Genomic DNA, 23,308 nt, shown 5'->3' on the forward strand with positions numbered 1-23,308 from the left:
TCCAGCCCATGCTGGATTCCACGTGTCCACAACCCGGGGTCAGGGTCCGTGAAACGGCGAACTGCGGTGATCAACCAGCTCAAGGCCCAACTACACCTCTGGCTGGATCACACCCCAGGAGATCTGGCACGGGCCACGACCATCGCCTCGGTGAGGCGACTGTTGAAGAACTGCTCACTGCGCCCGGGCGTCATAGAGGTCATGAGCGACATGCTCAGCGAACTCGCCGCCGTCAACCAGCGCGTCCGCGACCTCGACCTCACCATCAAGCAGCTAGTCACCCCGCTGGCTCCCACGCTGCTGCACATCACAGGTATCAGCCACATCTCCGCAGCCGTGCTGATCGCCGAGATCGGTGATATCTCTCGTTTTTCGAGCTCCGCCAAGCTCGCCCGCTATACCGGATGCGCCCCGATCCCGGTCTATTCCTCGGACAAGGAACGCCATCGCCTGCACCGGGGAGGGAACCGCAGGCTCAACAGCGTCCTCTACACCGCAGCAATCGTGCAGAAGCGACGAGAACCCGCAGCGCAACAACTACTCGCACGCCACGAGCCAGGCAAAGGCACCCGCGGCGCACGTCGCATCCTCCAACGACACCTGGTCGACATCGTGCACCGAGCCATGCTCGACGACCGGGCGACCTGGACCCATCAAGTCACTCAGCTTGCTCAGGCAGCTTGACATAGAAGCGACGAGAACCCGCAGCGCAACAACTACTCGCACGCCACGAGCCAGGCAAAGGCACCCGCGGCGCACGTCGCATCCTCCAACGACACCTGGTCGACATCGTGCACCGAGCCATGCTCGACGACCGGGCGACCTGGACCCATCAAGTCACTCAGCTTGCTCAGGCAGCTTGACATAGAAGCATCTGTGAGTCTGGGGGTGGCTGGTCTGGGATCGGCTGGTCAGGATGGTGTTGGTCGTGCTGACGCGGATGTGACCCTCGAAGCAATTGGCCCATCACGGTGGTGCCTTTCCGTTGAATTGTCCATCCCGTCGGCGCGGCCGGCATCGTCCGGCCCACCTCGATGACCTGATCAGGAGACTGTCCAACGTATCGGTTGTGACCCATCACAGATGTGTCTCGAAGTGACCTCTTCCCGAACGATGCCGGCCGCGGGCGACCACCGCCCGCCCATTCACCATCCAGGAGGCCACCGATCACCATGACCATCGTCGCGCACCATCACCCGTTCGTCATTGGCGTGGACACCCACGCCCGCACCCACGCGCTGGCGATCCTTGCCTGTCCCACCGCCGAAGTCGTCGACCAGGCACAATTCCCGACCACCACCGCCGGCCTGCGACGAGCGTTGGCCTGGGTCGGTCGTCGCACCGCTGGAGACCTCGATGTCCTGTGGGTCATTGAGGGCACTGGAACCTATGGGGCACGACTGGCGCACGCCGCCACCGAAACCGGCTACACCGTGGTCGAGGCGCCCCGGATGGACTCCCGCAACAACCGCGGCCTGGGCAAGTCCGACCCGCTCGACGCCCAACGCATCGCCGCTGCAGCGTTGCCGCTGGATCATCTCAAGCTACGCATGCCTCGAGCCGACGACGGCGTCAGAGCTGCGATCAAGGTGCTACTGGCCTCCCGCGACCACATGAGTACCGAACGCACCGCCACCATCAACGCCCTGACCGCGCTGCTTCGCATCGTCGATCTGGGCATCGACGCGCGAGGGCCCCTCAACCACAGCCAGATCACTACCGCATCCACCTGGCGACCCCGCAGCGAAGACCTCGCCACTGCAACCGCCCGCGGTGAAGCCACACGCCTGGCGAGACGGATCATAGACCTCGACCACGACCTTGCCACCGCGAGCAGACGCATCCTCGAACTCCTGCGCATGAGCCCTGCCTCCGTGCTGCTCGAGGAACCAGGGATCGGGCCCATCACCGCGGCCGTCGCATTCACAGCATGGTCACATCCCGGACGCGTCCGCTCCGAAGCCGCCTTCGCCAGCCTCGCCGGGACAAGCCCGATCCCAGCATCCTCCGGCAACACACAACGCCACCGCATCAACCCCGGCGGGGATCGCCGTCTCAACCAAGCACTCCACATGGCAACGGTCACACGCATGCGCATGGATCCCCGCACCCGCGCCTACGTCGAACGCCGCAGCGCCGAAGGACGAACACCCCGAGAGATCCGCCGCTGCCTCAAGCGCTACCTCGCTCGAAACATCTACCGAAAACTCAACACGGCCGCAGCCAACTGCACCCCAAGCTCTGCTTGACAGACATAGGAGATTCAACGGGCTGCTGCGCGACTACCTGCCCAAGGGCACGAACCTGGCGGTCTTCGATCCTGTCGCCATCACCGAGATCCAGCATCAGCTCAACGAACGGCCCCGTCGTAGCCTCGACTGGCAGTCCCCTCAGCAGCTCTTCGCTACCCTGCAGAACACACCCGTGTTGCAACGATGACTGAAACCCACCCGGTCTGGCTGGGCCCCGGTTGGGTGCGAGAAGCCAACCCAGAGTGAACTCCGGGCAGCTTATGGGGGCAGTTCATGTCAGTGGTGTCGGCGCAGGCGCAGGGAGTTGGTGATGACGCTCACCGAACTGAGGGCCATGGCGGCTGCGGCGATCATCGGGGACAACAGCCAGCCGAAGGCGGGGTAGAGCACTCCCGCGGCGATCGGAATGCCGATGACGTTGTAGATGAATGCGAACAGCAGGTTCTGCTTGATGTTGCGCATAGTGTCGACGGACAGGTCGCGGGCCTTGACCAGGGCTGCGAGGTCGCCGCCGAGGAGGGTCACGTCTGCGCTCTCGATGGCGACGTCGGTCCCGGTGCCCATGGCGACGCCAACGTCCGCCCCGGCCAGGGCAGGGGCGTCGTTGACGCCGTCACCGGCCATCGCGACCGTGTGACCTTGCTCCTGGAACCGCTGGACGTGCCCATGCTTCTGATCCGGAAGCACGTCCGCGATCACCTCGTCGATGTGGAGCTCGTCGGCGATGGCGTGGGCGGTGGTGGCGTTGTCCCCAGTCAGCATCACGATCCGCATGCCACGGTGACGTAGGTCGTCGATGGCCTGGGCGGTGGTGGGCTTGAGTGGGTCGGCGATGGCCAGGATGCTTGCAGGCTGACCATCGACAGTCACGATGACGGCAGTGGCTCCTTGGCGACGGAAGGCGTCGATGTCGTCGGTCAGGGGGGTCGTGTCGGCATGCTGGGTCGTGAGGAAGGCAGGGCTGCCGACCATGACCTGGTGACCGTCGACCAATGCTTCGACGCCGCCACCCGGGTGGGCGGTGAATGCAGTGGCGGTCGGTACGGTGACGTCGCGTTCTCGCGCCGCGTCGACGATCGCGCGGGCCAAGGGATGTTCGGACCCGGACTCGACAGCGGCCGCCATGGCCAGCACGATCTCGGCGTGGTGGCCGGCGACGACCTTCTGGTCGACGAGGCTGGGATGGCCCTGGGTCAGGGTCCCGGTCTTGTCGACCACCAGGGTGTCGATCTTCTGCAGTCGTTCGAGTGCTTCGGCGTTCTTGACCAGGACGCCATCGCGGGCTCCGCGACCAACCCCGACCATGATGGACATGGGTGTGGCAAGGCCAAGCGCGCAAGGGCAGGCGATGATGAGCACGGACACTGCAGCAACGATCGCGAACGGTAGCCGGGGCTGTGGCCCGACCGTGGCCCAGACGGCGAAGGTGATCAGTGCGATGCCGATCACGACCGGCACGAACACAGCGGAGATCTTGTCGACGAGCCCTTGGATGGGGGCTTGGGAACGTTGCGCCTGGGACACGAGGTCGACGATGCGGGCCAGGGTCGAGTCGGCGCCCAGGCCGGTGGCCTCGATGACCAGGCTGCCGCCGCTGGTGATGGTGCCGCCGATCACACGGTCGCCGGGGTTCTTGTCAACAGGTACCGGCTCGCCGGTGATCATGGATTCGTCGACGTAGGCGTGGCCGTCGACCACGATGCCGTCTGCTGGGATCTTCTCACCGGGGCGGACCCGGCAATGGTCGCCGACCTGCAGGTCCGCGGATGGCACTTCCTCTTCTTCTCCGTCGGGGTTGATGCGGTGCGCGGTGGCTGGCGACAGGTCCAGCAGGGCGCGGATGGCACCCGAGGTCTGGTCGCGTGCCCGCAGTTCGAGTACCTGCCCCAGCAGCACCAGGGTGATGATCACGGCGGCGGCCTCGAAGTAGACGCCGACCCGGCCACCGTCATCACGCATGATGGCCGGGAAGATCCCCGGGGCCAGGACGGCGACCACACTGTAGAACCACGCGGCACCCACACCGAGGCTGACGAGGGTGAACATGTTGAGGTGCCGGCTGGCCACTGATCGGGCGCCACGTGCGAAGAATGGCCACCCGGCCCACCACACCACGGGGGTGGACAGCGCGAGTTCGACCCAGGGCACCCACGCCCCGACGGCCAGGGCCGGGACCATCGCCAGCACCACCAGGGGCAGGCTGAGCACGGCTGCCACGCGGAGACGGCGGCGCATGTCTGCCAGCTCTGGGTTGGGTCCGTCGTGGACGCCCACCGAGACCGGTTCGAGCGCCATGCCACAGATCGGGCACTCGCCCGGCCCATCCTGCCGGATCTCGGGGTGCATGGGGCAGGTCCATTCGCCATCGCGTGGGCCGGTGTCGGCCTGTGGTGGCGGGGTGCTTTGCCCGCCGTGCTCTTGGTGGGCAGCAGGCTGCCCGGGGTGGGTGTGCTGGTGTGCTGCTGGCGCGGGGGGCTGCCCGTCCGGTTGGAGGAACATGCCGCACTTGGGGCAGCGGCCAGGGTGGTCACTGGTGACCTCGGGGTGCATGGGGCAGGTGAAGGAGTCCCCTTCAGCCGTGATGGGCTCGTCGGGTGGGGTAGGGCTGGTCATGGTCTTCCTCGTCCGTTGAGTGGTGGTGCTCTGTGGTGCTGGTGGGCGCGTGGTGCGAGGTTCTTGGCTCAGTGGTGATCGGCCCCGTGGTTCATCATCCGCATCATGAGCCACATCATCACTACGCAGCCGAGGGCGGGGATGACGGCGGCCATGACGCCGCCTGCGGCGAGGCTGGCACGACCTGTCCACAGGTATCCGGCCACGATGAGCAGCATCGGGGCACACATCAGCAGGTGCATCCAGTGGTGGCTCTTGCCGTGACCTGTCATCTTCGGGTCGTGCCGGTGCTGCACGGGCTCGAGTACCGGGTCGGCGGCGGGGCGGGGAGCGTCGCTGTCACTGCGGTTGAGCTGGGTGGGGCTTGTGTACATGGTGGTCTCCTTCGTCGTGTGTGGCTGGCTGCCGTCACCATCCAGACTGTCGAGCGTCCATGAAGCTGGACCGGGGCAAATGATGAAGGTTTGACCAAGACGTCGGAGGCATGTGCGGGCATGCGGCGGTGCGGTTCCCGGGGTGACGCGGGAACCGCACCGGCGTGGGCTGGGGTCAGTAGCGCAGGCTGGTCATCATGCCGATCTCGGCGTGGTAGATGTTGTGGCAGTGCAGCATCCAGGCTCCGGGGTTGTCGGCCTGCAGGTCGGCCTCGATGGTCTGCATGGGCAGCAGCAGCACGGTGTCCTTGCGTAGTCCGTTGCTGCCCGGCAGGGACCAGGTGTGGCCGTGGATGTGCATCGGGTGGGCCATCATCGTCATGTTCGTCATCCGCATCCGGACCCGCTGTCCCGGGCTGATCGAAAGGGGTGTGTCCTCACCGAACTTCTTGCCGTTGATGCCCCAGGCGTAGGGCTTCATCTGGCCGTTGAGCTGGACCTCGAGGGTCTGCTCCGGTTCCTTGTCGGGCAGCTTGGCTGCGTCGGCGGCGCGCAGGGCGGTGCCCAGGGCAGCCTTTCCTCCGAGTTCGGGGATTCGGGTGGTGGCCGGCGGAATGCTGCCGGCGCCGGTCTTGACGATGGCGCGGGCGGGAGTACCGGTCTTGCCCTCGGGGGCGGCCTGCAGCACGAAGACGCCGTCGCCGACGGTGACGGTGGCGTCGATCCTTTCTCCCATGGCGAGGTAGATGGCCGTCGCCTCGACCGGCTGCACGGCGAAACCGTCGGCGTGGGTGATGGTGAGTCGGTGCCCGGACAGGCCGACCTTGAAGATCGTGTCGGCTCCGGCATTGATGAGCCGTAGCCGGACCTTGTCCCCGGGGCGTGCCGTGAGGGTGCGCGGTGCGGCCGGGATCCGGCCGTTGACGACGTAGTGCGGGTAGCTCACGTCTCCGGCATCGCCCAAGGGGGAACTGCCGTGGTCCATGCCTCCCATGTCGTGGTTCATTCCTTGGGACAGGGGGCCGCTGTTGGCCTTGAAGTCGGCGAAGATCGCATCCGGTGACTTGCCAACCCCATCGGTCCAGTCATCCAGGACCAGGACCCATTCCGCGTCGTGGTCGCCCGGATCGCGTGGGTCGTCCAGCACGAGGGGAGCGTACAGCCCCCGGTCGATCTGGACTCCGCTGTGGGGATGGAAGAAGTAGGTTCCGGCATGGGGTGCGACGAACTCGTAGGTGAAGGCACTCTTGGCGGCGATGGGGTCCTGAGTGACACCAGGCACACCGTCGGAGGCGTTGCGCAGGGCAATGCCGTGCCAGTGCACCGAGGTGGCTGTGGGGAGCTGGTTGTCGACCGTGACCCGGAACAGGTCGCCCGCCTTGCCGCGCAGGACGTTCCCGTCGAGTTCGTCGGTGTAGGCCCAGGTCTTGGCCAGGACACCGCCCAGGTCCAAGGTGACAGGGCGCGGGGTCAGGGTGTGGGTGACGGTCGTCGCCCCGGCCGGGGTGGCGAGTGGTGTCTGGGTCGGGATGGCCCATGTGGCCGGGGTGGTGCTGGCCGGGGCGGGCTGCTTGGCGCCGCATGCAGCCAGGGCGCTGGTGGATGCCAGGCCGAGGCCGGCGAGCAAGGCCTGTCGGCGAGTGATCGTGTTCATGCCCACGACTCTTCCCGCCCCGCATTGTGACCGGGTCAGGGAAGTGTGGAGATTCGATCAAGACTTCGTGGCAGCACCAGGGTGAACGACGCACCGCAGCCCACCCCCGGACTGGCCGCCAGCACGTCGCCCCCATGTGCCCGGGCGACGGCCCTGGCGATGGTCAGGCCGACTCCGGTTCCGCCGTCGACGTCACGGACCCTGCGTGATCCCTGGTGGAAGAAGCGTTCGAAGACGTGGGGCACCTCACCGGCGGGTATGCCTGCGCCGGTGTCGCTGACCTGGATGGACACCGAGTCCGTGTCAGACCAGCTCGTCACACATACCTCACCCCCGCGTGGCGTGTGCTGGACGGCGTTGCGCAGCAGGTTGTCCAGGACCTGGCCGATGCGTGCAGGGTCGACGTCCACCTCCACGGGGCAGTTTCCACGGGTCACCAGCTGGATACCTGCCTCGGCACAGGCTTTCGCACACGAGGTGACCGCCGATTCCACCAGGTCATCGATGCGGGTCAGCCGTAGTTCCAAGGGGATCCGCCCCTCCTCTGCCCTGGAGACCTCGGAGATGTCGGCCGCCAGCGCCGTGATGCGCTCGTTCTGGCGTTGGAGGACCTCAAGGACCTCCGGCCCATACACGGCGACTCCGTCCTCGAGGCTCTCGAGCGTCACCCGCGTCACGGACAGGGGCGTTCGCAGCTCATGGCCAAGATCGGTCAACATGCGTCGTCGGGTGGCCTCCGTGGCCTCGATCTGGGCCGCCATCCGGTTGAACTCATGGGCCACGGATTCGAGTTCGCGCCCCAGTGGCGGCATGCGCACGGGGTCGTCGTAGTTGCCGTGCGCGACCCTCTCAGCCCCCTCGGCCAGGGCATCCAGCCCTCGGATGAGGCTGCGGTTCAGCACCCATGACGTCACCGCCGCGATCATCATCGCGGCGGCAAGCCCCAATCCCAGGGAGGCCGCACCGGCGTCATGGAAGGCACGCTCGGCATGGTCCAGCACCATGGGCTGGGTGTGCCCGGCCTCGGCCATGTGCTTCTTGAACAACGGCGGGCCCATCTCCAGGGCGGTCAGGACCAGCGTGACGCTCATGGTGACCAGGACGGCGAACTGGGTCCACACCAGCCGTCGACCCCACGACAACCCGGGCCACAGCTCTGATGGCCGTCCTCCCATCAGCCTCGGCCCATCCGGTAGCCCACGCCCCGCGCAGTCAGCACGTAGCGGGGATCGGCGGCCTCCTCACCCAGCTTCTTGCGAAGGTGTGCCACGTGGACATCGACCAGATGGTCGTCGCCGACCCAGTCCTCGCCCCAGACCATGTCCGTGAGCTGACGCCGGCTCAACACACGTCCGGGATGCGCGGACAGCGCCTTCAGCAGGTCGAACTCGGTGCGTGTCAGGTCCACCACCACACCATCCATGAAAGCCTCGCGCGAGTCGGGATGCACCACCAGTTCCCCGATCCTGCGGGCGACGGATACCGAAGCCGTGGATCTCGGGCGACGCAGCATCACTTGGACGCGTGCGACGAGTTCGCGCGGGCTGAAGGGCTTGGTGAGGTAGTCATCCGCGCCCACGGACAACCCGATGAGCATGTCCACCTCGTCAGCTCGCGCGGTCAGCATCAGGACGTAGCAGTCGCTGAAGGTGCGCACCTTGCGACAGACCTCCACTCCGTCGAGGCCCGGAAGGCCGAGGTCGAGGATGACGACATCCGGCTGCTCCTCCCGGATCCGCGACACCGCCTCGTTCCCGTCTGCACACGTGTCTGCGGCCATGCCGGCCCGTTCCAGGTAGTTCTTCACCGTGCCGGCCAGCACCGGTTCGTCGTCGACCACCAGCACCGAAGTGCGCGCCACATCGCTCATGGCTCCACCTCACCACGAGACCCAGCAGGCGTCACCTCGTCGGTTGCGAGGACGGGGACATGTTGTGGTTCATGCTGCCCATGTCGTGGTTCATGCCGGACATGCCACCCATGTCATGGGTCATGACGCTCGACGACGTGTCACCTCCCAGGACTGCCGGATCGACCATCCCGAAAATCATCGCCACGTGGGCCACCACGAGGAAGGCCGCCACCATCGCCACGTGCATCCGCAGACGGTTCTCACTACTGCGGCCCAGGACCCCCGCCTCGAGGAGACTGATCACGAGCATGGGCAGGCCACCGACCAGGTAGCTGAGGACCGCGATGACATCAGCCGGGCCGCGCCATCCCCCATTCATGGTCAAGGGCACCACCGCGTGGACCATCAGGTGCGTCCCGATGAAGACCCACACGGGACCGGCGAGCAGGCCAGCAGCCCGACTGAGCCTCGCCACCCACGGGGCTGCGGGCCGGTCATTGCGGCGCCCCAGCAGCATGACCAGTTCCGTGATCGCCAAGGTCTCGGCCAGGATGACCGGGAGGGCCATGAACAACAGCAGGTTCCACGGTTGCCGCACCGCGAGAAGTTCCATGTAGTGGGTCATCGCCATGCCAGCCATGCCCGAGCCAGCAGTCAGGTCGGGCACGGCCAGGGCCAGCCCGACCGCGGCCACGCTGGCAATTCCCAGGAATGCGAGGGACCCACGAGCCAGGGATGAGGATTCATTCGTCGTCATGCCGCCAAGCCTCCAGGCGGCATGTCGAGCCACGAGCAAGACAGTGTGAAGAAATGATCAAGATCCACCGCGAACACCGGCTGTCACCCACCTCCCCCGTCCGGACCATCGATGCCCCGGACCTGTGCAGTACCCGCAGTGGCACGGAAACCCACCAGAAGTCGACCGGCACTCGGTTCGGCCGCCTCTCTGCCGTGCACTGCTCTCGATGGCCACGCCATGACCCGTCGAGTCACAGAGTCTGGCGAGCTCGCGTGTGGGCGAGGCGATAGGAGTTGGTTCCGGTCTCGATGATGGCGTTGTAGGTGAGGCGGTCGACGATCGCTGCACACAGGCGGGTGTCGACGACGGGTGAAACCTATGCAGGAATCGACGGGCAAAAACTGAGCAGCCCGGAGGAACCTGTCAGGGGTGATCACTTTGGAGGATTGGGCCGAGATCCGTCGGCTGCACCGTGCTGAAGGCCTATCTAAGGCCGCCATCGCCCGCCACCTGGGCATCTCCCGCAACACCGTCTCCGCCGCTCTCAAGTCCGAGCGGCCACCCCAGTACCACCGCCCACCCACCGGGTCCTTGGTCGACCCGTTCGAGACACAGATTCGTCAGCTCTTGGCGCAGTACCCGACGATGCCGGCGACGGTGATTGCCGAACGCATCGGTTGGCGCCACTCCATGACGATCCTCAAGGACCGCATCCGCATCCTGCGGCCGTACTTCCAGCCACCGGACCCCGCCGACCGGATCACCTACCAGCCCGGCGAACTCGCCCAGTGCGACCTGTGGTTCCCCGCCACACCGATCCCCGTTGGGCATGGCACCGAACGGATCCTGCCGGTGCTGACCATGACCTGCGGCTACTCCCGCCACACCAGCGCGGTGATGATCTGTTCCCGCAAGGCCGGCGACATCCTGACCGGCATGTGGCACATCCTTACCCAGTGGGGGCGCGTCCCCAAGACACTCGTGTGGGACCGGGAAGCCGCGATCGGCGGCACCGGCAAACCCTCGGCCGAGGCCGCCGCGTTCACCGGCACCCTCGGCGTCCGCCTCCACCTCGCCCCGCCCCGCGACCCCGAGTTCAAGGGCCTGGTCGAACGACGCAACGGTTACCTCGCAACGTCCTTCCTGCCCGGCCGGGTCTTCACCAGCCCCGCCGACTTCAACACCCAGGTCACTGACTGGCTCACCACCCACGCCAACCAGCGCCGCATCCGCGCCCTGGGCGCCAGCCCCGCCGAGCGCTGGAACACCGACCGGGCCGCGATGCTCGACCTGCCACCCTTGCCGCCTGTCGTTGGCCTGCACCACCGGGTCCGGCTCGCCCGGGACTACTACATCCGCCTCGACGGCAACGACTACTCCGCGGACCCGCGCGCGATCGGCCGGTTCGTGACCGCGACCACCACCGGCGACCAGGTCCGCATCCTGTGTGACGACGCCCTGGTCGGGCTCCACACCCGCTGCTGGGCCACGGGCCAGACCATCACCGACCCCGCCCACCAGCGCATCGCCCACGACCTGCGCCACGCCTACAACCAGCGCCACGCCTACAACCAGCGCACCCGCCACTCCCCGGCCACCCGCACCCACGACGACGGACACGCCGTCGCGATCCGCGCCCTGCCCGACTACGACGCCCTGTTCGGCGTCGACTTCCACACCCACCAAGGAGCCTCATGACCACCAAGACCACCGCCCCGAACACCCAGCCCACCACCACGGGCTTCACAGCGTCTACCAGTCAGGACGGGGAACGCATCGCCTCCCAGCTCGCCTTCCTCACCCGCGTGCTCAAGATGCCCACCATCGCCAAGACCTGGTCCGAGATCGCCGACCAGGCCCGCGACCTGGGCTGGTCCCACGAGCAATACCTCGCCGCCGTCCTCGAACGCCAGGCCGCCGACCGGGAAGCCGCCGGCACCATGATGCGGATCCGCACCGCCCACTTCCCAGCCATGAAGACCCTCGAGGACTTCAACTACGACCACCTCCCGTCCCTACGCCGCGACCTGCTCGCCCACCTCGCCACCTCCACCTACGTGTCGAAGGCCGAGAACGTGGTCCTGCTCGGGCCGCCCGGCATCGGCAAGACCCACCTCGCGATCGGCCTGGGGATCAAGGCCGCGCAAAACGGCCACAGCGTCCTGTTCGACACCGCCAGCGCCTGGATCAGCCGACTCCAGACCGCCCACCAGGCAGGGCAACTCGACGCCGAACCAAGAAGATCCAGCGGTACCGCCTGGTCATCGTCGACGAGGTCGGCTACCTGCCCTTCGACGCCGACGCAGCCAACCTGTTCTTCCAACTCGTCGCATCCCGCTACGAACAAGGCTCCCTCATCGTCACCAGCAACCTGCCCTTCGGCCGCTGGGGCGAAACCTTCTCCGACGACGTCATCGCTGCCGCCATGATCGACCGCCTCGTCCACCACGCCGAAGTCCTCGCCCTGTCAGGCGAGTCCTACCGCACCCGCGCCCGCCGAGAACTCCTCACCAAAGACCGCAACAACTAGGGGCAGAGAAGAAGATGCGTGGCTGGGGGCACCCCACCTCGCGCCAGGGCTCACCCATCAACACGTCAGCTTCTGCTGTACTATTCAGCACATGCTGACCATTGCTTCGCGTCTTGACGCCCTGAACCGCATCGGACGGGCCCTGGCTGACCCCACCAGAGCGCGCATCCTGTTGAGCCTGCTGGATGCGCCCTCGTATCCCGCCGAACTCGCCCAGAGTCTGGACCTGACCCGGTCGAACGTGTCGAACCATCTGGCCTGCCTGCGTGACTGCGGCATTGTCGTGGCCGAGATGCAGGGGCGCAAGGTCCGCTACGACATCGCCGATCATCACCTGCGCGACGCTCTCACTTCGCTGGTCGAGGTGACACTGGCCGTGAACGACGCCGCACCCTGTCTCGATCCGGCCTGCAGCGATAGCGCCGGCCAGGAGGTCCGCTGATGTTGGCCACCATGATCCAGGCCGTCGGCCTGTTCGTCGCGACCAACATCGACGACGTCATCGTGTTGTCGCTGTTCTTCGCTCGTGGCGCTGGCCGCGCAGGAACCACGCGACGCATCGTCGTGGGTCAGTACCTGGGATTCCTGGGCATCCTTGGCGCGGCTCTCCTGACTACTTGGGGCGCGAGCCTGGCCCTGCCGGAATCCGCCATCCCCTACTTCGGTCTGATCCCCCTGCTCTTGGGGCTTCGCGCCGCATGGGAGGCATGGCAGGGCGAGGACGATGACGAGCTCGATGACCGCAAGAAGGTCGCGCCGTTGACCGTCGCGGCTGTGACCTTCGCCAATGGCGGGGACAACATCGGTGTCTACGTCCCCGTCTTCCTCAGTGTCAGTCCAGCCAGCATCCTGACCTACTGCGCAGTCTTCCTGCTGTTCGTCGCAGTCCTCGTGGCCATTGCGAAGTTCGTGGCCACCCGGCCGGGCATCGACGAGGCCCTCGAGAAGTCCGAACACATCCTGTTCCCACTCGTCCTGATCATCTTGGGCGTCGTGATCCTTGTCCAAGGAGGCGCTTTTGGCCTGTGATCTCAGTCGGACGGCGCCCGGACCTGCTCAGTTTTCAGGCGGGTGGTTTCGAGTGGTCGTCGCAATCCTTGTCACATGACAGGAGCAGTTGTGAGCAGTACTCGAAGGACCAAGAAGGGCCCAGGGCGACGGCCGTTGTCCTCGCAGCGGCGACAGTTCATGGATCTGATCGACCGTGGTTGGAGCATCCGGGGTGCGGCTCGAGAAGTTGGCGTGTCTCGAACGTCCGCGAACTCATGGATGCACGGAGCGAAGATCTATCGCAACGGTGAAGTCGTCGGGTTCAAGAAGCCCCTCGAACGCCTCGCCGTCCGCGAGGTCAGCAGCCGCTACCTGTCGCAAGAGGAACGCCTCCTCATCGCCGACCTCCACCTGGCCGGCCATACGCAGCTGGCCATCGCCAGACAGTTGGGGCGCTCGCCGTCGACGATCTGCCGTGAGCTGCAGCGCAACAGCAGCGCCGGGGAGGGTCACCGCCTCGAGTACCAGCCCTACCGGGCCCAGCGTCTCGCGGTCGCCCGACGCACCCGTGTCCACCCGCGCCGGCTGGAGACCAACGCCTTCCTGGGTGACCTGGTCGCGGAGAAGCTGCAGCGCCGGTGGAGCCCGGCACAGATCAGCGACTGGCTCCACGCGACGTTCCCGGACCGGCCGGAGATGTGGTTGTATCACGAGAGCATCTACCAGGCCATCTACGAGCCGAACTCGCGCTGGCAACGCCCAACACCGCTGGCCCCCTTCCGGGCGACACCACCGCGCACGGGCCGCACCGCCCGCAGAGCCCAGGTGCGGATCCATCGCCGCCGTCCTCGGTTCGAGCAGCCGATGCTGTCGATCCACGAACGAGGCTTCGACCCACTGGACCGGAGCCAACCCGGCAACTGGGAAGGCGACTTGATCATCGGCCGCGGCGTCACCTCCGCGATCGGGACCCTGGTCGAGCGTCAAACACGAACCCTGCATCTAGTCCACCTCGCCGGGCAGGACAGCGACACGCTGCACCGAGCAATCATCGACCGGATGGCAGACCTGCCACCCACCCTGTTGCGATCGATCACTTGGGACCAGGGCACCGAGATGGCCCGCCATCTCAGCATCGCAGCCGACCTCGGGATCAACGTCTACTTCTGCGACTCCCACAGCCCGTGGCAGCGCGGCAGCAACGAGAACACGAACGGGTTGCTGCGAGACTACTTCCCCAAGGGCGTCGACCTGCGCCGGTTCAGTCCCGAGCACCTCCGGGCCGTCGAGAACGAGATCAACCACCGCCCCAGAGCAGTCCTCGGGGGACGTTGCCCAGCCGACCTGTTTCGCCTCCTGCTAACCTCCGAAACATCCCCGAATTGCGACGTTGGCTAGAACCCAAGGCGTCGATTCCTGCTCACTTTTCGGCCGTCGTTGACACGACATGTAGGCGCGCGGTTGTAGAGAGTCGGCCGCGACCGGTTCCCTGCCCTGCGCGTGTGGTTTCAAAAGTTCCTCCTGAAGGCGTGAGCGCCTGACGGCGTTCACGCCGTCATATGTCGTCCCACCAACAGAATCCCTCACCTTCGCGGAAGATAGTTCGAACGCTTGCGAAAGTAGGGGGATGGGCTTCTCATGCACATCTTCGAGACGGGTGCTCTTCGGTATGGCTATGTCAACCCACTTGGCCCCTGGCTGACGGCCAGAAGTGGACCCACCTTGCGCGAGCCCAGCGGCAGTAGCGTGCGTCTCCGACGCCGCGCAGAGCGACAGATGGGGACGTCTCCCATGGGCAGTCCGGTCGCTCGGTCAGTCCTCGAACTCGAACCCGTCCGCCTCGGCTCGACGCATGACCTCTTCGAGCGCCTTCTCATCCTGGGTCAGCGGCTCCATCACAGCCTGCAGCCGTTCCAGGTCCGATTGGGTCCCGGTTGCCGAGAACATGTCGCCCTCGCTGTCCAGCTCCACAGCGTCAACGATGTCGGCGGCCGCGAAGCTAGCGATCCCTTCCCAGAAGTAGCCATTGGGCTCATGGCCACGGGTGATGATGGCTTCGTCGACGGGCAGGCCGCCGCAATCGAAGCTGAGGCAGTGCGTCCCGTCGATGGCCGTGATCCGCGTGTTTCCCATGCACCGAGCCTAGGGCGTCCACATGCGTTCCCCCCGACCCAACGCCCGACTTTCGGCGGAAGAGTAATGTCACGCACCCGATTCCCGTGTGGCTCCGGTGACGACTCGGAGACTGCGTGGACTCAGGTCGGCGGGCAGTTCCTCGTCGTCGAGCATGGTGAGTACTTCCTCCCTGAGTCTGTCTGATTCGTCGAGTCGGCCTTCGGCAATGGCGGCTGCCGCCAGGTCGAGTCGCGTGATGGTGTCCTCCGGGACAGCCCGCAGCGCTGCTTCTGCCCCGGCTCGTGCTTGGGCGGTGTTGTTCTTGGCGAGGTGGTGGCTGCTGAGGGTGTGGGCGATGTCGACGATCGAGACGGTGATGTGGTGCTCGAGGCCGGTGTGCGCGAGCCAGCCCCAACCTCCAGGGCGCAGCTGGTCGAACGGACGCCCTTGAGCCAAGCCCAAGGCGGCTTCGAGATCGTCGATGCCGTCCTCCCCTGCTGCTTGGGCGCGGGCGCGGAGTCGGCGCATGAGGTCGATGTCGACGAGCAAGTCAGGTACTTGGTAAACGGGCACGCCCCTGTCGAGGGCGGCGGGGGTGTTCGTCGCGTCGGGCAGGTAGCGCTCGCCGGTGCTCTGGTTGGTGCCAAGCCATTCGCGGATGGTCGTGATGCCGGTTCGCACCGTCTGTGCGGACACGTTCATGGCGTCCGCGACTTCGTCGGGGGTGGCGCCGTGCTCGCGCAGTGCGATGTAGGCGAGCATCTCGGTGTAGTAGGGCTTGCGTTTGGCGATGGCCTTGCCGCGGGCGGTCACCTTGACCGGTCCGAGCAGGCTCAGCTTGGGGCGGCGTGTGTCGGGATCGTGCCAGTCGGCCAGGTCGGCGTCGAGGGTGGGGTCGAGCTCACGCAGTCGCTGGGCAACAGTCTCGTCGGGTTCAGACAGGAGACGGGCCCATTCGGCGTCGTCATCGACGGTCGGCGGCAACGCGGCTGTCGTGGTGTGGCCGATCGCGTCGTCATGATCGGGTCGTACCTCGTCTTCGACGGTCGTGGACGGGCTGTGCGTCGCGATGGATCCGGCGGCGTCGGTCAGTTCCCGCCAGCCGGTGTCGCCGGCAGGTGGAACGGGTTCGTCGGTGAGGGTATCGGCCTGGGCGAGAAGGGCCGCGCAGCCGAGGGCCTCGTCCGGGGTGAGACCGGCGGGGATGAGGGCCAGTCCGGCTGGTTCGAGTCGCGCCTGACCGTGGGCGGTGTACACCAGCCGAGCCGCATCAGACTCGGCGCTGCTCTCCCCCACCACGACTAATGCTGCCCCGGTCTGAGACGGGTGGTCGATGATCATGCTGATCAGGTCGCTGGCTTCGGTGGTGTGGGCGTCGGTGGTGATGAGTGCTTGCGGGAGCCAGGCCTCGCCGTCGGTGGCGCGGCAGCGCTTGTCCTCCACGGCCGCGTCCTCGGCCGAGAGGCGGTGGATGGTGCGTCGTGCGTCGTGCGTCGTCGGTGATGGTCTCGATGGCGCGGACCGCCGCAGTGGGTTGGTGGAGGCGGTTGGGGTTCATGTCGATGGCTTCGACGCCGGCGTCGAGGCAGGTGGCGCGCACGCCACGCGACCAGGGGTTGACGGCGATCTCGGCGGCGGCGTAGCGGGCGAAGTCGTGGGCGTAGTCCGCGTCGCCGGTGAGGTGCAGCACGCCGAGTTGTTCGAGGTTGACCAGCCACACGGCCTGGTCGTGGTCGGTTCCTGCCGTGACGAGCAGCGGGTAGGGCGCGGGCGCCTCGATCGCACCGAGGTTCGGGTGCAGGGGTGTGGCCCAGCAGCGGCCGCTGTCGTCGATGGCGGACCACGCACTGGGCATGGAGTCGGTGGCCTCGGCGAGGTGGACCTCGATCTGGTCGGTGGTGACGCGCACGGCGGCCACGTGCGGCACCCGGTGGCCTGCGACCAGGGCGTCGGCGGCGAGGTGGCGCAGGTGGGCGTCGAGGTTGGCGAGGTCGACCGTGACCGGTGTCCCGGCGGCAACCAGCGTCTGCTCGACGGGGGCGAGTTCGGGTGGGGGCAGGGTGATCTGGCGGCCCGGACGGCGGTGGGAGGCCTGCACGACGCGTCGGCGGCGCAGCACCACGAGCGCCGAGGCGGCCAGCAGGCCACCGCCCGACGCGAGCCCGGTGAGCAGCCACGATGCCGAGACACCGTCGTGCGCTTCCACCTCGTCGTTTACCGGTGCGGCAGCTGGGGTGGTGGCGGTGCTGTGCGGGCTCGCTGTGCTCGCGGCCGATGACGGGCTGGGCGCCGGTGCCGGGGTCGAGGTCTGGCTTGGGGTGGTGCGGGGCGTGTCGGTGGGCTTGGGGGTCCGGGACGCGACCTGCGGCTTCTTCTCGGGTTCGGAGGCCGTCTGGCCAGGGATGGTGAGGGTCCAGCCGGGCAGGATGATGTCGGGGTCGGTGAGGCGTGCTCCGTCGGGCTCGGGTGTGGTGCGGGAGGCCTGGTAGATCTCGGGCCAGCGTTCAGGGTCGCCGAGGTGTGCCTGGGCGAGCTGCGCCAGAGTGTCGCCGTCGCGCACGACGACCGTGCGAGCCTGCCGCTCGGTCTGTGGCTGGGTGGTACCGGCGGGGATGGTGATGCGCCAGCCGGGGTGGATGATGTTGGGGTCCGTGAGGTGTGCCCCGTCGGGCTGGACGGTGCGGCGGGATGCCTGGGCGAGTTCGGGCCACCGGTCGGCGTCGTGGAGCTCGTCGGCGGCGATGCTCGACAGGCTCTCCCCCTCCGTGACGACGTGCACCCGCACACCCGTGCCGGCGGGCGTCGCTACGGCAGAGGTACCCGCAGCAGTCTGCGTCGTGGCGGTGGCTGCGGGTGGAGTGGGACTGGGTTCGGCCGAGGCGGTCGGGGTGCCGAGCAGGGGTGCGGTGACCAGGACGAGGGCGGCGGTGGCGACCAGGCGTCGGATGCCGAGCTGGGGCGCGTGCCAGCCGGGCAGCATCGGAGCGGTGCGGCCGCGCAGGCGCGCGACGGTTTCGAGCAGGATCAGCACGGCGAGGTAGGCCCAGACGAGCCAGCCCAGCAGGCCGATGACGGTCAGGGCGAGGGTGCCGTCGTCCGGCGCGGTCAGGGCCTGCCACCATTGGCCGGGGGTCGGGATGCTGCCGGGCAGGGGGTTGCCGACGGTGGCCACCAGTGCTGCGGGAAGGCCGACCATCAGGGCCAGGAGGGCGAGCAGGGCCGCCAGGCCTTGGAGTCGGCGTCGGAGGGTGGTCATCGTGGTCTCCCGTCGAGGACGCGGTTGATCTCGACCTGACCGGTTCCCGTGACGGGGAGCCAGTCGATGCCGAGCAGGGTGAGGAAACGGCACTCGTAGTCACCGGTGGCCGTCACCGACACGGTGGTCGCGCCGACGGTGGTGGTCCCGGTGTATCCGGCGGCGGTGAGGTAGCCGTCGGCGGCGGCGCTCACCCGGGCGGGGTCGGGGGTGAGGGTGCCGGTGGTGGCCAGCGCGTCGAGTTCGACCTGTTGGCCGCCGGTACGGGCGGCTTCGAAGGCGACCTGCCGGGCACGCTGCTCGGCCGCGACATGCCCGGCCAGGTCGACGCCCAGGCCGAGGACCAGCATCATGCACAGGCTGGCCAGCACAGCCCAGGTGCTGATGGAGCCCCGCTCATCGCGCACCGGCTTGGTGCGGCGTGCTGTCGCGGTCATCGTCGGACCCGGAACACGTCCAGCGGTGAGCTGGCCTGTCGGGTGATGGTGATGCTGCCGGGCAGCCCGGGCAACGCGATGTCGGACAGGTTCACCTGACACGTCACGGTGGCCTGCAGGCTGGCCGGGGTACCGACGGGAACCGCGAAGCCGGCGACATCGACCTCGACGCGCGCCGGTTGGCAGTCGAGCTGGTGGCTGGTCAGCGTCGCCTGGGCGGCGGTGGTGGCGCGGCTGGTGGCGCTGGCCGCATCCCGTGCCAGCGAGCCGCTGCGAGCCGCTTCGGCCGCGGCGGCATCGACGTGCTGCCGGGCCACCTCGATGCGCCCCAAGGCGATGACCAGGCCGAGGAACAGGCAGAAGGCCGGCACCACCAGGACGGCCTCCAAAGTGGCCGAACCCCGCTCACCCCGTCCGCTGCGGCTCATGTGAGTTCCTCCCACGTCATCGACGCCGACCGGATCACCGGCAACTCCAGCCCCGGGACGAGGGCCAGGCATCGACCGGTGACCGTGGCGTGGGGGCCGGTGACGTCCCCGGTGACGGTGACCTGGGCGTGTTCGAGGCCGCCGTGGGACTGCTCCAACGCCGTCTGGGCACGTTGCGTCCCGGTGGCCTGCCAGTCGTGGTCCTTGGCGCTGGCAGCGGCCCGGGCAGCGTCCTGCGCTGCGGCCGAGGCGATGGACGCGGCGTAGTAGTAGAGGGCCGCCTGGACGCCGACGATGACCAGCAGCAACAGTGCCGGCATCAGCACGACCATCTCGAGGGTGGCCGAGCCGCGCTCGTCTCGCCGCGGCACCCGGCCCCGACGACCCCGGGTCACTTGATCTTGCCGACTTCCTTCTTGACGAATGCGGTGATGGCGGCCACCACGATGCCGACCAGCGCGATGATCGCGACCGCCCACAGCGCCTGCTCGATCGTGATCGAGCCCCGCTCGTCCCGCCGCCGGGCCAGCACCTGCTGCTGGTGCCCCAGCAGGGTCTCCACCCGGTAGCCCAGCGTCAACCAGATTCCCAGAATGTGCTGCATCGTCGTGTTCCTTTCGTCGATTCCAACAAGCCACCAGGACGGCCCTGGTGACCCCAGATCTGTCACAGGGGAATGCACAACTCGGGGGGAGCCACCCGTGATGGGTGGCGCGGAGGGGTGTGTGGTGTCAGGTGATGCCGACCACCCTCAACAAGGCCGGGACGATGAGGATGGTGATGAACGTGATGCCCAGCGCGCTCATGGGGATGGTCAGCTTCTCGCCGACCGCGTTGGCGTGGGTCAGGTCCTGGCTCAACAGCGCCGAGCGCATCGACGCGGAACGGGCCCGCAGCTGGCTGTAGATCTGGCTGCCCTCCTCACCCGACAGTCGCAGGATGTCGGCCAGGTCAGCCAGCTCGGCCAGACCGAGCTCGTGGGACAGTCGCCGCAGAGCCTCCCACGGCGGCTCACCCGTCCACCGCGAGAAGGCCAACTCCTCCCGCAACCGGACGAAGACCCACGAATCGCCCACCTCGGCGGCAGCCTCCATCGCCTGCCGGGTCCCCGAACCGGAGTTGCGCTCCAACGCAATCAGTTCGATGTAGGCGCCCAAGGCGCGGTTGAACTCCGTGCGGGCCCGGCCCGCATCGTCGACCACATTCCAGTTCGGGATGAAGAAGAACACCACCCCCGCTGCCAGGCTCGCCATCACCGGTACCACCACCGGCAGCGGCAACCCCATCACCGCGAACAGGCTCGACAGCAGCGCCGGCGCCATCATCCCCAACATCGCGAAGGCCACCTTCTCCCCGAAGAACCGCGCCTGGCTGATCCGCAACAACGCCAACTGCTGGGTGGGCACCACACCCCACCACCCAGCTGGCAGCGTGCGCATCGCCCACCGCCCCAGACGCTCGACACCACCGACCGCCCGAACCTGACCCCCACCCGTGGCAGGTGTCTGGGTGGACTGGGCTGACAACCGGACGACCGCGTCGTGGGCATCGACCTGCACCGGCGCCAACCGCCACACCAAGGCCGAGACCCCGGCGCCGATGCTCAACCCGCCCAGCAGCGCCAGCTGCAGACCCGTCGTGCTCATCGCACCTGCTCCTTCGCCACCGATGCCCCCAGGAACCGTGGGATCGCGTCCCCGGCAGCCATGCGCCGCATCCACACCAACACCGCCACATAGACCCCGAGCAGGACCGCCAGCACCACTTGTCCGATCGGTGTCTTGTACGGGGCGACGTAGCTTCCCGACATCGCCAACACCGTCAGCGCGCACACGGTGATGACCGTCACCCACCGGGCCGTCGCCCGCGGCTTGGCACGGTCGGCCTCCACCTGCCTGCGGGCCCGCACATCAGCCGCCACCGACTCGGCCAGGCTCTCCAACACCGCCGCCACACCCGGACCACGCCGGCGCGCTGCCAACAGCAGGTTGGCCGCCACCAGGTCCCCGGTCGGGTCGTCCAGCTCGTCGGCGAACAACCGCAACGCCTCCGAAGTCGACCACCGCGCCCGCAGCCGGGCCACCAGCCGCGACACCTCCGGACGGATCGGCTCCGGCGCCGACCGCAACGTCGCGATCAACGCCTGCTCCAACCCCGCACCCACCGTCATGATCCCCGACAGCGACCGGGTCCACTCCTCCATCGCCTCCAACCGCTCGATCCGCGCCGCCGCTGGAGGGGCCGACACCAACGCCGGCAACCCCGCCACCGCCAACGGCACCACCACGACCGCGATCAACCAGCCCGACACGAGCGCCACCACCACACCAGCCACCAGCCCGACACCGACTGCCAGCCGGGCACGCCGCGACCACCGCCGCAGGGTGCGGCCCCGTCGCGGACGTCCCGTGGCAACCGGCGACGGCCGCAGCCCCCACACCACACCCAGCAGACCGGCGACGATCATCGCCCCCGCGACGGCGGGCACCAGCAGCGTCACAGCACACCTGCCTGGCTCTCAGCCCGGTAGCCGTCCAGATCGAACCCGAAACGGGCCAGGTCGTCGTACTCCTCCGGCAGGCCCGGCACCGCCCGTATCGTCCTCGACCCCGACTCGCACCCGAACACCGGCACCAGCGCATAGCCCTTGGCCTTCTCCCCCGGCCCCAACACACAGATCTGCGAGGTCCAGCGCTGCTTGCCCCGCTCACTGGTGCGGGCATCGACGTGCACGATCACGTCCAACGACTGCGCCAACGCCCGCACCGCATAGTCGTAGGTCACATGGGCGCCGGCCTTCATCGCACACGTCACCAGCTTGTTGACCGTGTCCTCACAACTACGGGCATGCGTCGTCGACAACGATCCCGTCCCCGACTGCATCGCCTCCAGCATCGCCAGCACCTCACGACCCCGCACCTCACCCACGATCTGGCGCGACAGGTTGAACCGGTACGAGTCGTACAAGGCGTCATCGATGCTGAACTCCCCCGCCCGACGCCCCGAGGCCGTCATCTCCCCACCCGGCCGGGCCTCCCACGCGTGGACGATCGGATGCCGCTCCCGCATCTCGTGCAGGTGCAGCTCGTACTCGGTCTCGAAGGTGCCGATCGCCTCATCCGGGCCGATCTCGGCACACAACGCGCGCACCATCGTCGTCTTGCCCGCACCCTGCGCCCCCGCCACCACGATCGAACGACGCGACCGCACCGCCGCCCGCAGGAACGACGCCGCCGTCGCCGACAACGACCCCAGCCCCACCAGGTCGTCCAAGGTCACCTGCTGCAACCGGTGACGACGGATCACCACCGACGGTCGAGGCGTCACCCACGCCGTCGCCGCCAACCGCGCCCCACCATCCAGCCGCAGGTGCAGCCGAGGCTCCGCCTCACTGAACTGCCGCGCATTCGCCTCCGACCGAGACGCCACGAAGACCAGGAAGTCGATCAACTCCTGGTCACTGTCGGCCACCGCAGGACCCGCCACCACCCGACCATCGGCATACTCCAGCCACACCACATCACAGCCCTGGATGATGATGTTCTCCACCCGCTCGTCATCAACCAACGGCTGCAACCTGCCGAGCCGGAACAACGCATCGAAGACCGCCTGCGCCACCCGCTGCTCACCCGACGGCGACAACGTCCGCACACCCGCACGAGCCTGCTGCGCCACCTCCTCGACCACCAGATCAGCAATGATCCGCCGCCCCAGCCGGTGCTGCTCGGCCACCGACGTCGCCGACGACCCCTCCAACGCCCGCATCAACTGCCCCGACGCAGCCACCCGCAACGCGCGCACCAACTCCCAATCCAACTCCCCCTCCACCGCAGCACCGGCCCGACCCTCCGGCACCGTCGGGCACCGTGTCGGCCACGGTTGCTGGGGGCGTCGCGGGGCGCAGGTTGGCCGGTGCCGCAGCGGCACGGATCCGCTCCACCGACGCCGAACCCCGCACCAGCGAGAACGTCGACCGCCGACGCCCCGCCGACGCGACCGGTGAGTCCGTCTGGAACAAAGGCAACCTCGACAGATCCGAAGCCTCCAGCTCCCGCTCATCGACCCGCT

The 23,308-nt window shown here is 67.7% G+C and carries 21 protein-coding genes and 3 pseudogenes; 8 read left to right on the forward strand and 16 right to left on the reverse strand.

Annotated elements, in window-relative coordinates; all coding sequences use genetic code 11:
• Positions 1-66: 66 nt before the first annotated feature.
• The 3 genes and pseudogenes from EDD41_RS02985 to EDD41_RS18075 all read left to right on the forward strand — a co-directional run.
• The gene (locus EDD41_RS02985) at positions 67-684 is read left to right on the forward strand and encodes a transposase (RefSeq protein WP_211336565.1); all 618 of its coding nucleotides are present in this window, start codon (positions 67-69) and stop codon (positions 682-684) included.
• Between the two features lie 488 nt (positions 685-1,172).
• On the forward strand, positions 1,173-2,249 hold the full coding sequence (locus EDD41_RS02990) for an IS110 family RNA-guided transposase (RefSeq protein WP_123574909.1): 1,077 nt from the start codon (positions 1,173-1,175) through the stop codon (positions 2,247-2,249).
• 16 nt (positions 2,250-2,265) lie between these two features.
• A pseudogene (locus tag EDD41_RS18075) lies at positions 2,266-2,439 on the forward strand (IS30 family transposase); the annotation flags it as partial.
• 89 nt (positions 2,440-2,528) lie between these two features.
• On the opposite strand, the gene EDD41_RS02995 reads toward EDD41_RS18075, so the two are convergent.
• The 7 genes and pseudogenes from EDD41_RS02995 to EDD41_RS18080 form a co-directional block, all read right to left on the reverse strand.
• Complete coding sequence (locus tag EDD41_RS02995) at positions 2,529-4,865, reverse strand: copper-transporting P-type ATPase (RefSeq protein ID WP_123574910.1); 2,337 nt, start codon at positions 4,863-4,865, stop codon at positions 2,529-2,531.
• 68 nt (positions 4,866-4,933) lie between these two features.
• Positions 4,934-5,239, reverse strand: coding sequence for a hypothetical protein (locus EDD41_RS03000; protein ID WP_040159608.1), 306 nt, complete (start codon positions 5,237-5,239; stop codon positions 4,934-4,936).
• A gap of 175 nt (positions 5,240-5,414) precedes the next feature.
• Positions 5,415-6,893, reverse strand: coding sequence for a multicopper oxidase family protein (locus EDD41_RS03005; RefSeq protein WP_123574911.1), 1,479 nt, complete (start codon positions 6,891-6,893; stop codon positions 5,415-5,417).
• A gap of 35 nt (positions 6,894-6,928) precedes the next feature.
• Positions 6,929-8,014: a sensor histidine kinase gene (locus EDD41_RS03010; RefSeq protein ID WP_245995516.1), complete on the reverse strand. Its 1,086-nt coding sequence runs from the start codon at positions 8,012-8,014 to the stop codon at positions 6,929-6,931.
• Positions 8,015-8,067: 53 nt separating this feature from the next.
• Positions 8,068-8,763, reverse strand: a complete 696-nt coding sequence (locus EDD41_RS03015) for a response regulator transcription factor (RefSeq protein WP_123574913.1) — start codon at positions 8,761-8,763, stop codon at positions 8,068-8,070.
• 31 nt (positions 8,764-8,794) lie between these two features.
• Entirely contained in the window at positions 8,795-9,502 is a 708-nt protein-coding gene (locus EDD41_RS03020; RefSeq protein WP_027586302.1) for a DUF6803 family protein, read from the reverse strand.
• A 232-nt stretch (positions 9,503-9,734) separates the two neighbouring features.
• A pseudogene (locus EDD41_RS18080) lies at positions 9,735-9,845 on the reverse strand (IS21-like element helper ATPase IstB); the annotation flags it as partial.
• Between the two features lie 68 nt (positions 9,846-9,913).
• On the opposite strand from EDD41_RS18080, the gene istA reads away from it, so the two are divergent.
• The 5 genes and pseudogenes from istA to EDD41_RS03045 all read left to right on the forward strand — a co-directional run bounded on the left by istA (position 9,914) and on the right by EDD41_RS03045 (position 14,402).
• A complete protein-coding gene (istA, locus tag EDD41_RS03025) occupies positions 9,914-11,182 on the forward strand; it encodes an IS21 family transposase (protein WP_123574914.1) in 1,269 nt (422 codons plus the stop codon).
• Positions 11,183-11,298: 116 nt separating this feature from the next.
• Positions 11,299-12,014, forward strand: a pseudogene (gene istB / locus EDD41_RS03030) (IS21-like element helper ATPase IstB).
• Positions 12,015-12,105: 91 nt separating this feature from the next.
• Positions 12,106-12,456 (forward strand): Cd(II)/Pb(II)-sensing metalloregulatory transcriptional regulator CmtR, encoded by a 351-nt coding sequence (gene cmtR, locus EDD41_RS03035; protein WP_123574915.1) that lies wholly within the window; start codon positions 12,106-12,108, stop codon positions 12,454-12,456.
• Positions 12,456-13,043, forward strand: a complete 588-nt coding sequence (locus EDD41_RS03040; RefSeq protein WP_386769156.1) for a cadmium resistance transporter — start codon at positions 12,456-12,458, stop codon at positions 13,041-13,043. Before cmtR ends, EDD41_RS03040 begins: the two co-directional genes overlap by 1 nt.
• Before the next feature lie 213 nt (positions 13,044-13,256).
• The gene (locus EDD41_RS03045) at positions 13,257-14,402 is read left to right on the forward strand and encodes an IS30 family transposase (RefSeq protein ID WP_245995517.1); all 1,146 of its coding nucleotides are present in this window, start codon (positions 13,257-13,259) and stop codon (positions 14,400-14,402) included.
• Between the two features lie 414 nt (positions 14,403-14,816).
• On the opposite strand, the gene EDD41_RS03050 is transcribed toward EDD41_RS03045, so the two are convergent.
• The 9 genes from EDD41_RS03050 to EDD41_RS03095 all read right to left on the reverse strand — a co-directional run bounded on the left by EDD41_RS03050 (position 14,817) and on the right by EDD41_RS03095 (position 23,056).
• Positions 14,817-15,137, reverse strand: a complete 321-nt coding sequence (locus tag EDD41_RS03050; protein WP_123574917.1) for an Imm51 family immunity protein — start codon at positions 15,135-15,137, stop codon at positions 14,817-14,819.
• Positions 15,138-16,389: 1,252 nt separating this feature from the next.
• Entirely contained in the window at positions 16,390-18,375 is a 1,986-nt protein-coding gene (locus EDD41_RS03060) for a LysM peptidoglycan-binding domain-containing protein (protein ID WP_123574919.1), read from the reverse strand.
• Entirely contained in the window at positions 18,372-18,812 is a 441-nt protein-coding gene (locus EDD41_RS03065) for a pilus assembly protein TadG-related protein (protein WP_123574920.1), read from the reverse strand. Before EDD41_RS03065 ends, EDD41_RS03060 begins: the two co-directional genes overlap by 4 nt.
• On the reverse strand, positions 18,809-19,240 hold the full coding sequence (locus EDD41_RS03070; RefSeq protein WP_170165219.1) for a TadE/TadG family type IV pilus assembly protein: 432 nt from the start codon (positions 19,238-19,240) through the stop codon (positions 18,809-18,811). The genes EDD41_RS03065 and EDD41_RS03070 overlap by 4 nt, the downstream gene beginning before the upstream one ends.
• Positions 19,237-19,635, reverse strand: a complete 399-nt coding sequence (locus tag EDD41_RS03075; RefSeq protein ID WP_123574922.1) for a TadE/TadG family type IV pilus assembly protein — start codon at positions 19,633-19,635, stop codon at positions 19,237-19,239. Before EDD41_RS03075 ends, EDD41_RS03070 begins: the two co-directional genes overlap by 4 nt.
• Positions 19,632-19,844 carry a TadE/TadG family type IV pilus assembly protein gene (locus EDD41_RS03080; protein ID WP_245995518.1) on the reverse strand — a complete coding sequence of 71 codons (213 nt, stop codon included), beginning with the start codon at positions 19,842-19,844 and terminating at the stop codon, positions 19,632-19,634. Before EDD41_RS03080 ends, EDD41_RS03075 begins: the two co-directional genes overlap by 4 nt.
• Before the next feature lie 127 nt (positions 19,845-19,971).
• Positions 19,972-20,886 carry a type II secretion system F family protein gene (locus EDD41_RS03085; RefSeq protein WP_123574923.1) on the reverse strand — a complete coding sequence of 305 codons (915 nt, stop codon included), beginning with the start codon at positions 20,884-20,886 and terminating at the stop codon, positions 19,972-19,974.
• A complete protein-coding gene (locus EDD41_RS03090; RefSeq protein WP_123574924.1) occupies positions 20,883-21,740 on the reverse strand; it encodes a type II secretion system F family protein in 858 nt (285 codons plus the stop codon). The genes EDD41_RS03085 and EDD41_RS03090 overlap by 4 nt, the downstream gene beginning before the upstream one ends.
• Complete coding sequence (locus EDD41_RS03095) at positions 21,737-23,056, reverse strand: TadA family conjugal transfer-associated ATPase (protein ID WP_245995519.1); 1,320 nt, start codon at positions 23,054-23,056, stop codon at positions 21,737-21,739. The genes EDD41_RS03090 and EDD41_RS03095 overlap by 4 nt, the downstream gene beginning before the upstream one ends.
• Between the last annotated feature and the right edge of the window lie 252 nt (positions 23,057-23,308).

The sequence above is a fragment of the Luteococcus japonicus genome (genome assembly GCF_003752415.1).
Lineage (GTDB): Bacteria > Actinomycetota > Actinomycetes > Propionibacteriales > Propionibacteriaceae > Luteococcus > Luteococcus japonicus.

Bases quoted from the DNA above. Each gene is read 5' to 3' on its own strand.
- EDD41_RS03020 (WP_027586302.1), bottom strand. From the start codon at position 9,502: ATGACGACGAATGAATCCTCATCCCTGGCTCGTGGGTCCCTCGCATTC.
- EDD41_RS03060 (WP_123574919.1), bottom strand. From the start codon at position 18,375: ATGACCACCCTCCGACGCCGACTCCAAGGCCTGGCGGCCCTGCTCGCC.
- EDD41_RS03070 (WP_170165219.1), bottom strand. From the start codon at position 19,240: ATGAGCCGCAGCGGACGGGGTGAGCGGGGTTCGGCCACTTTGGAGGCC.
- EDD41_RS03080 (WP_245995518.1), bottom strand. From the start codon at position 19,844: ATGCAGCACATTCTGGGAATCTGGTTGACGCTGGGCTACCGGGTGGAG.
- EDD41_RS03040 (WP_386769156.1), top strand. From the start codon at position 12,456: ATGTTGGCCACCATGATCCAGGCCGTCGGCCTGTTCGTCGCGACCAAC.
- EDD41_RS03015 (WP_123574913.1), bottom strand. From the start codon at position 8,763: ATGAGCGATGTGGCGCGCACTTCGGTGCTGGTGGTCGACGACGAACCG.
- EDD41_RS03065 (WP_123574920.1), bottom strand. From the start codon at position 18,812: ATGACCGCGACAGCACGCCGCACCAAGCCGGTGCGCGATGAGCGGGGC.
- EDD41_RS03050 (WP_123574917.1), bottom strand. From the start codon at position 15,137: ATGGGAAACACGCGGATCACGGCCATCGACGGGACGCACTGCCTCAGC.
- EDD41_RS03005 (WP_123574911.1), bottom strand. From the start codon at position 6,893: ATGAACACGATCACTCGCCGACAGGCCTTGCTCGCCGGCCTCGGCCTG.
- EDD41_RS02995 (WP_123574910.1), bottom strand. From the start codon at position 4,865: ATGACCAGCCCTACCCCACCCGACGAGCCCATCACGGCTGAAGGGGAC.
- cmtR (WP_123574915.1), top strand. From the start codon at position 12,106: ATGCTGACCATTGCTTCGCGTCTTGACGCCCTGAACCGCATCGGACGG.
- EDD41_RS02990 (WP_123574909.1), top strand. From the start codon at position 1,173: ATGACCATCGTCGCGCACCATCACCCGTTCGTCATTGGCGTGGACACC.
- EDD41_RS03000 (WP_040159608.1), bottom strand. From the start codon at position 5,239: ATGTACACAAGCCCCACCCAGCTCAACCGCAGTGACAGCGACGCTCCC.
- EDD41_RS03085 (WP_123574923.1), bottom strand. From the start codon at position 20,886: ATGAGCACGACGGGTCTGCAGCTGGCGCTGCTGGGCGGGTTGAGCATC.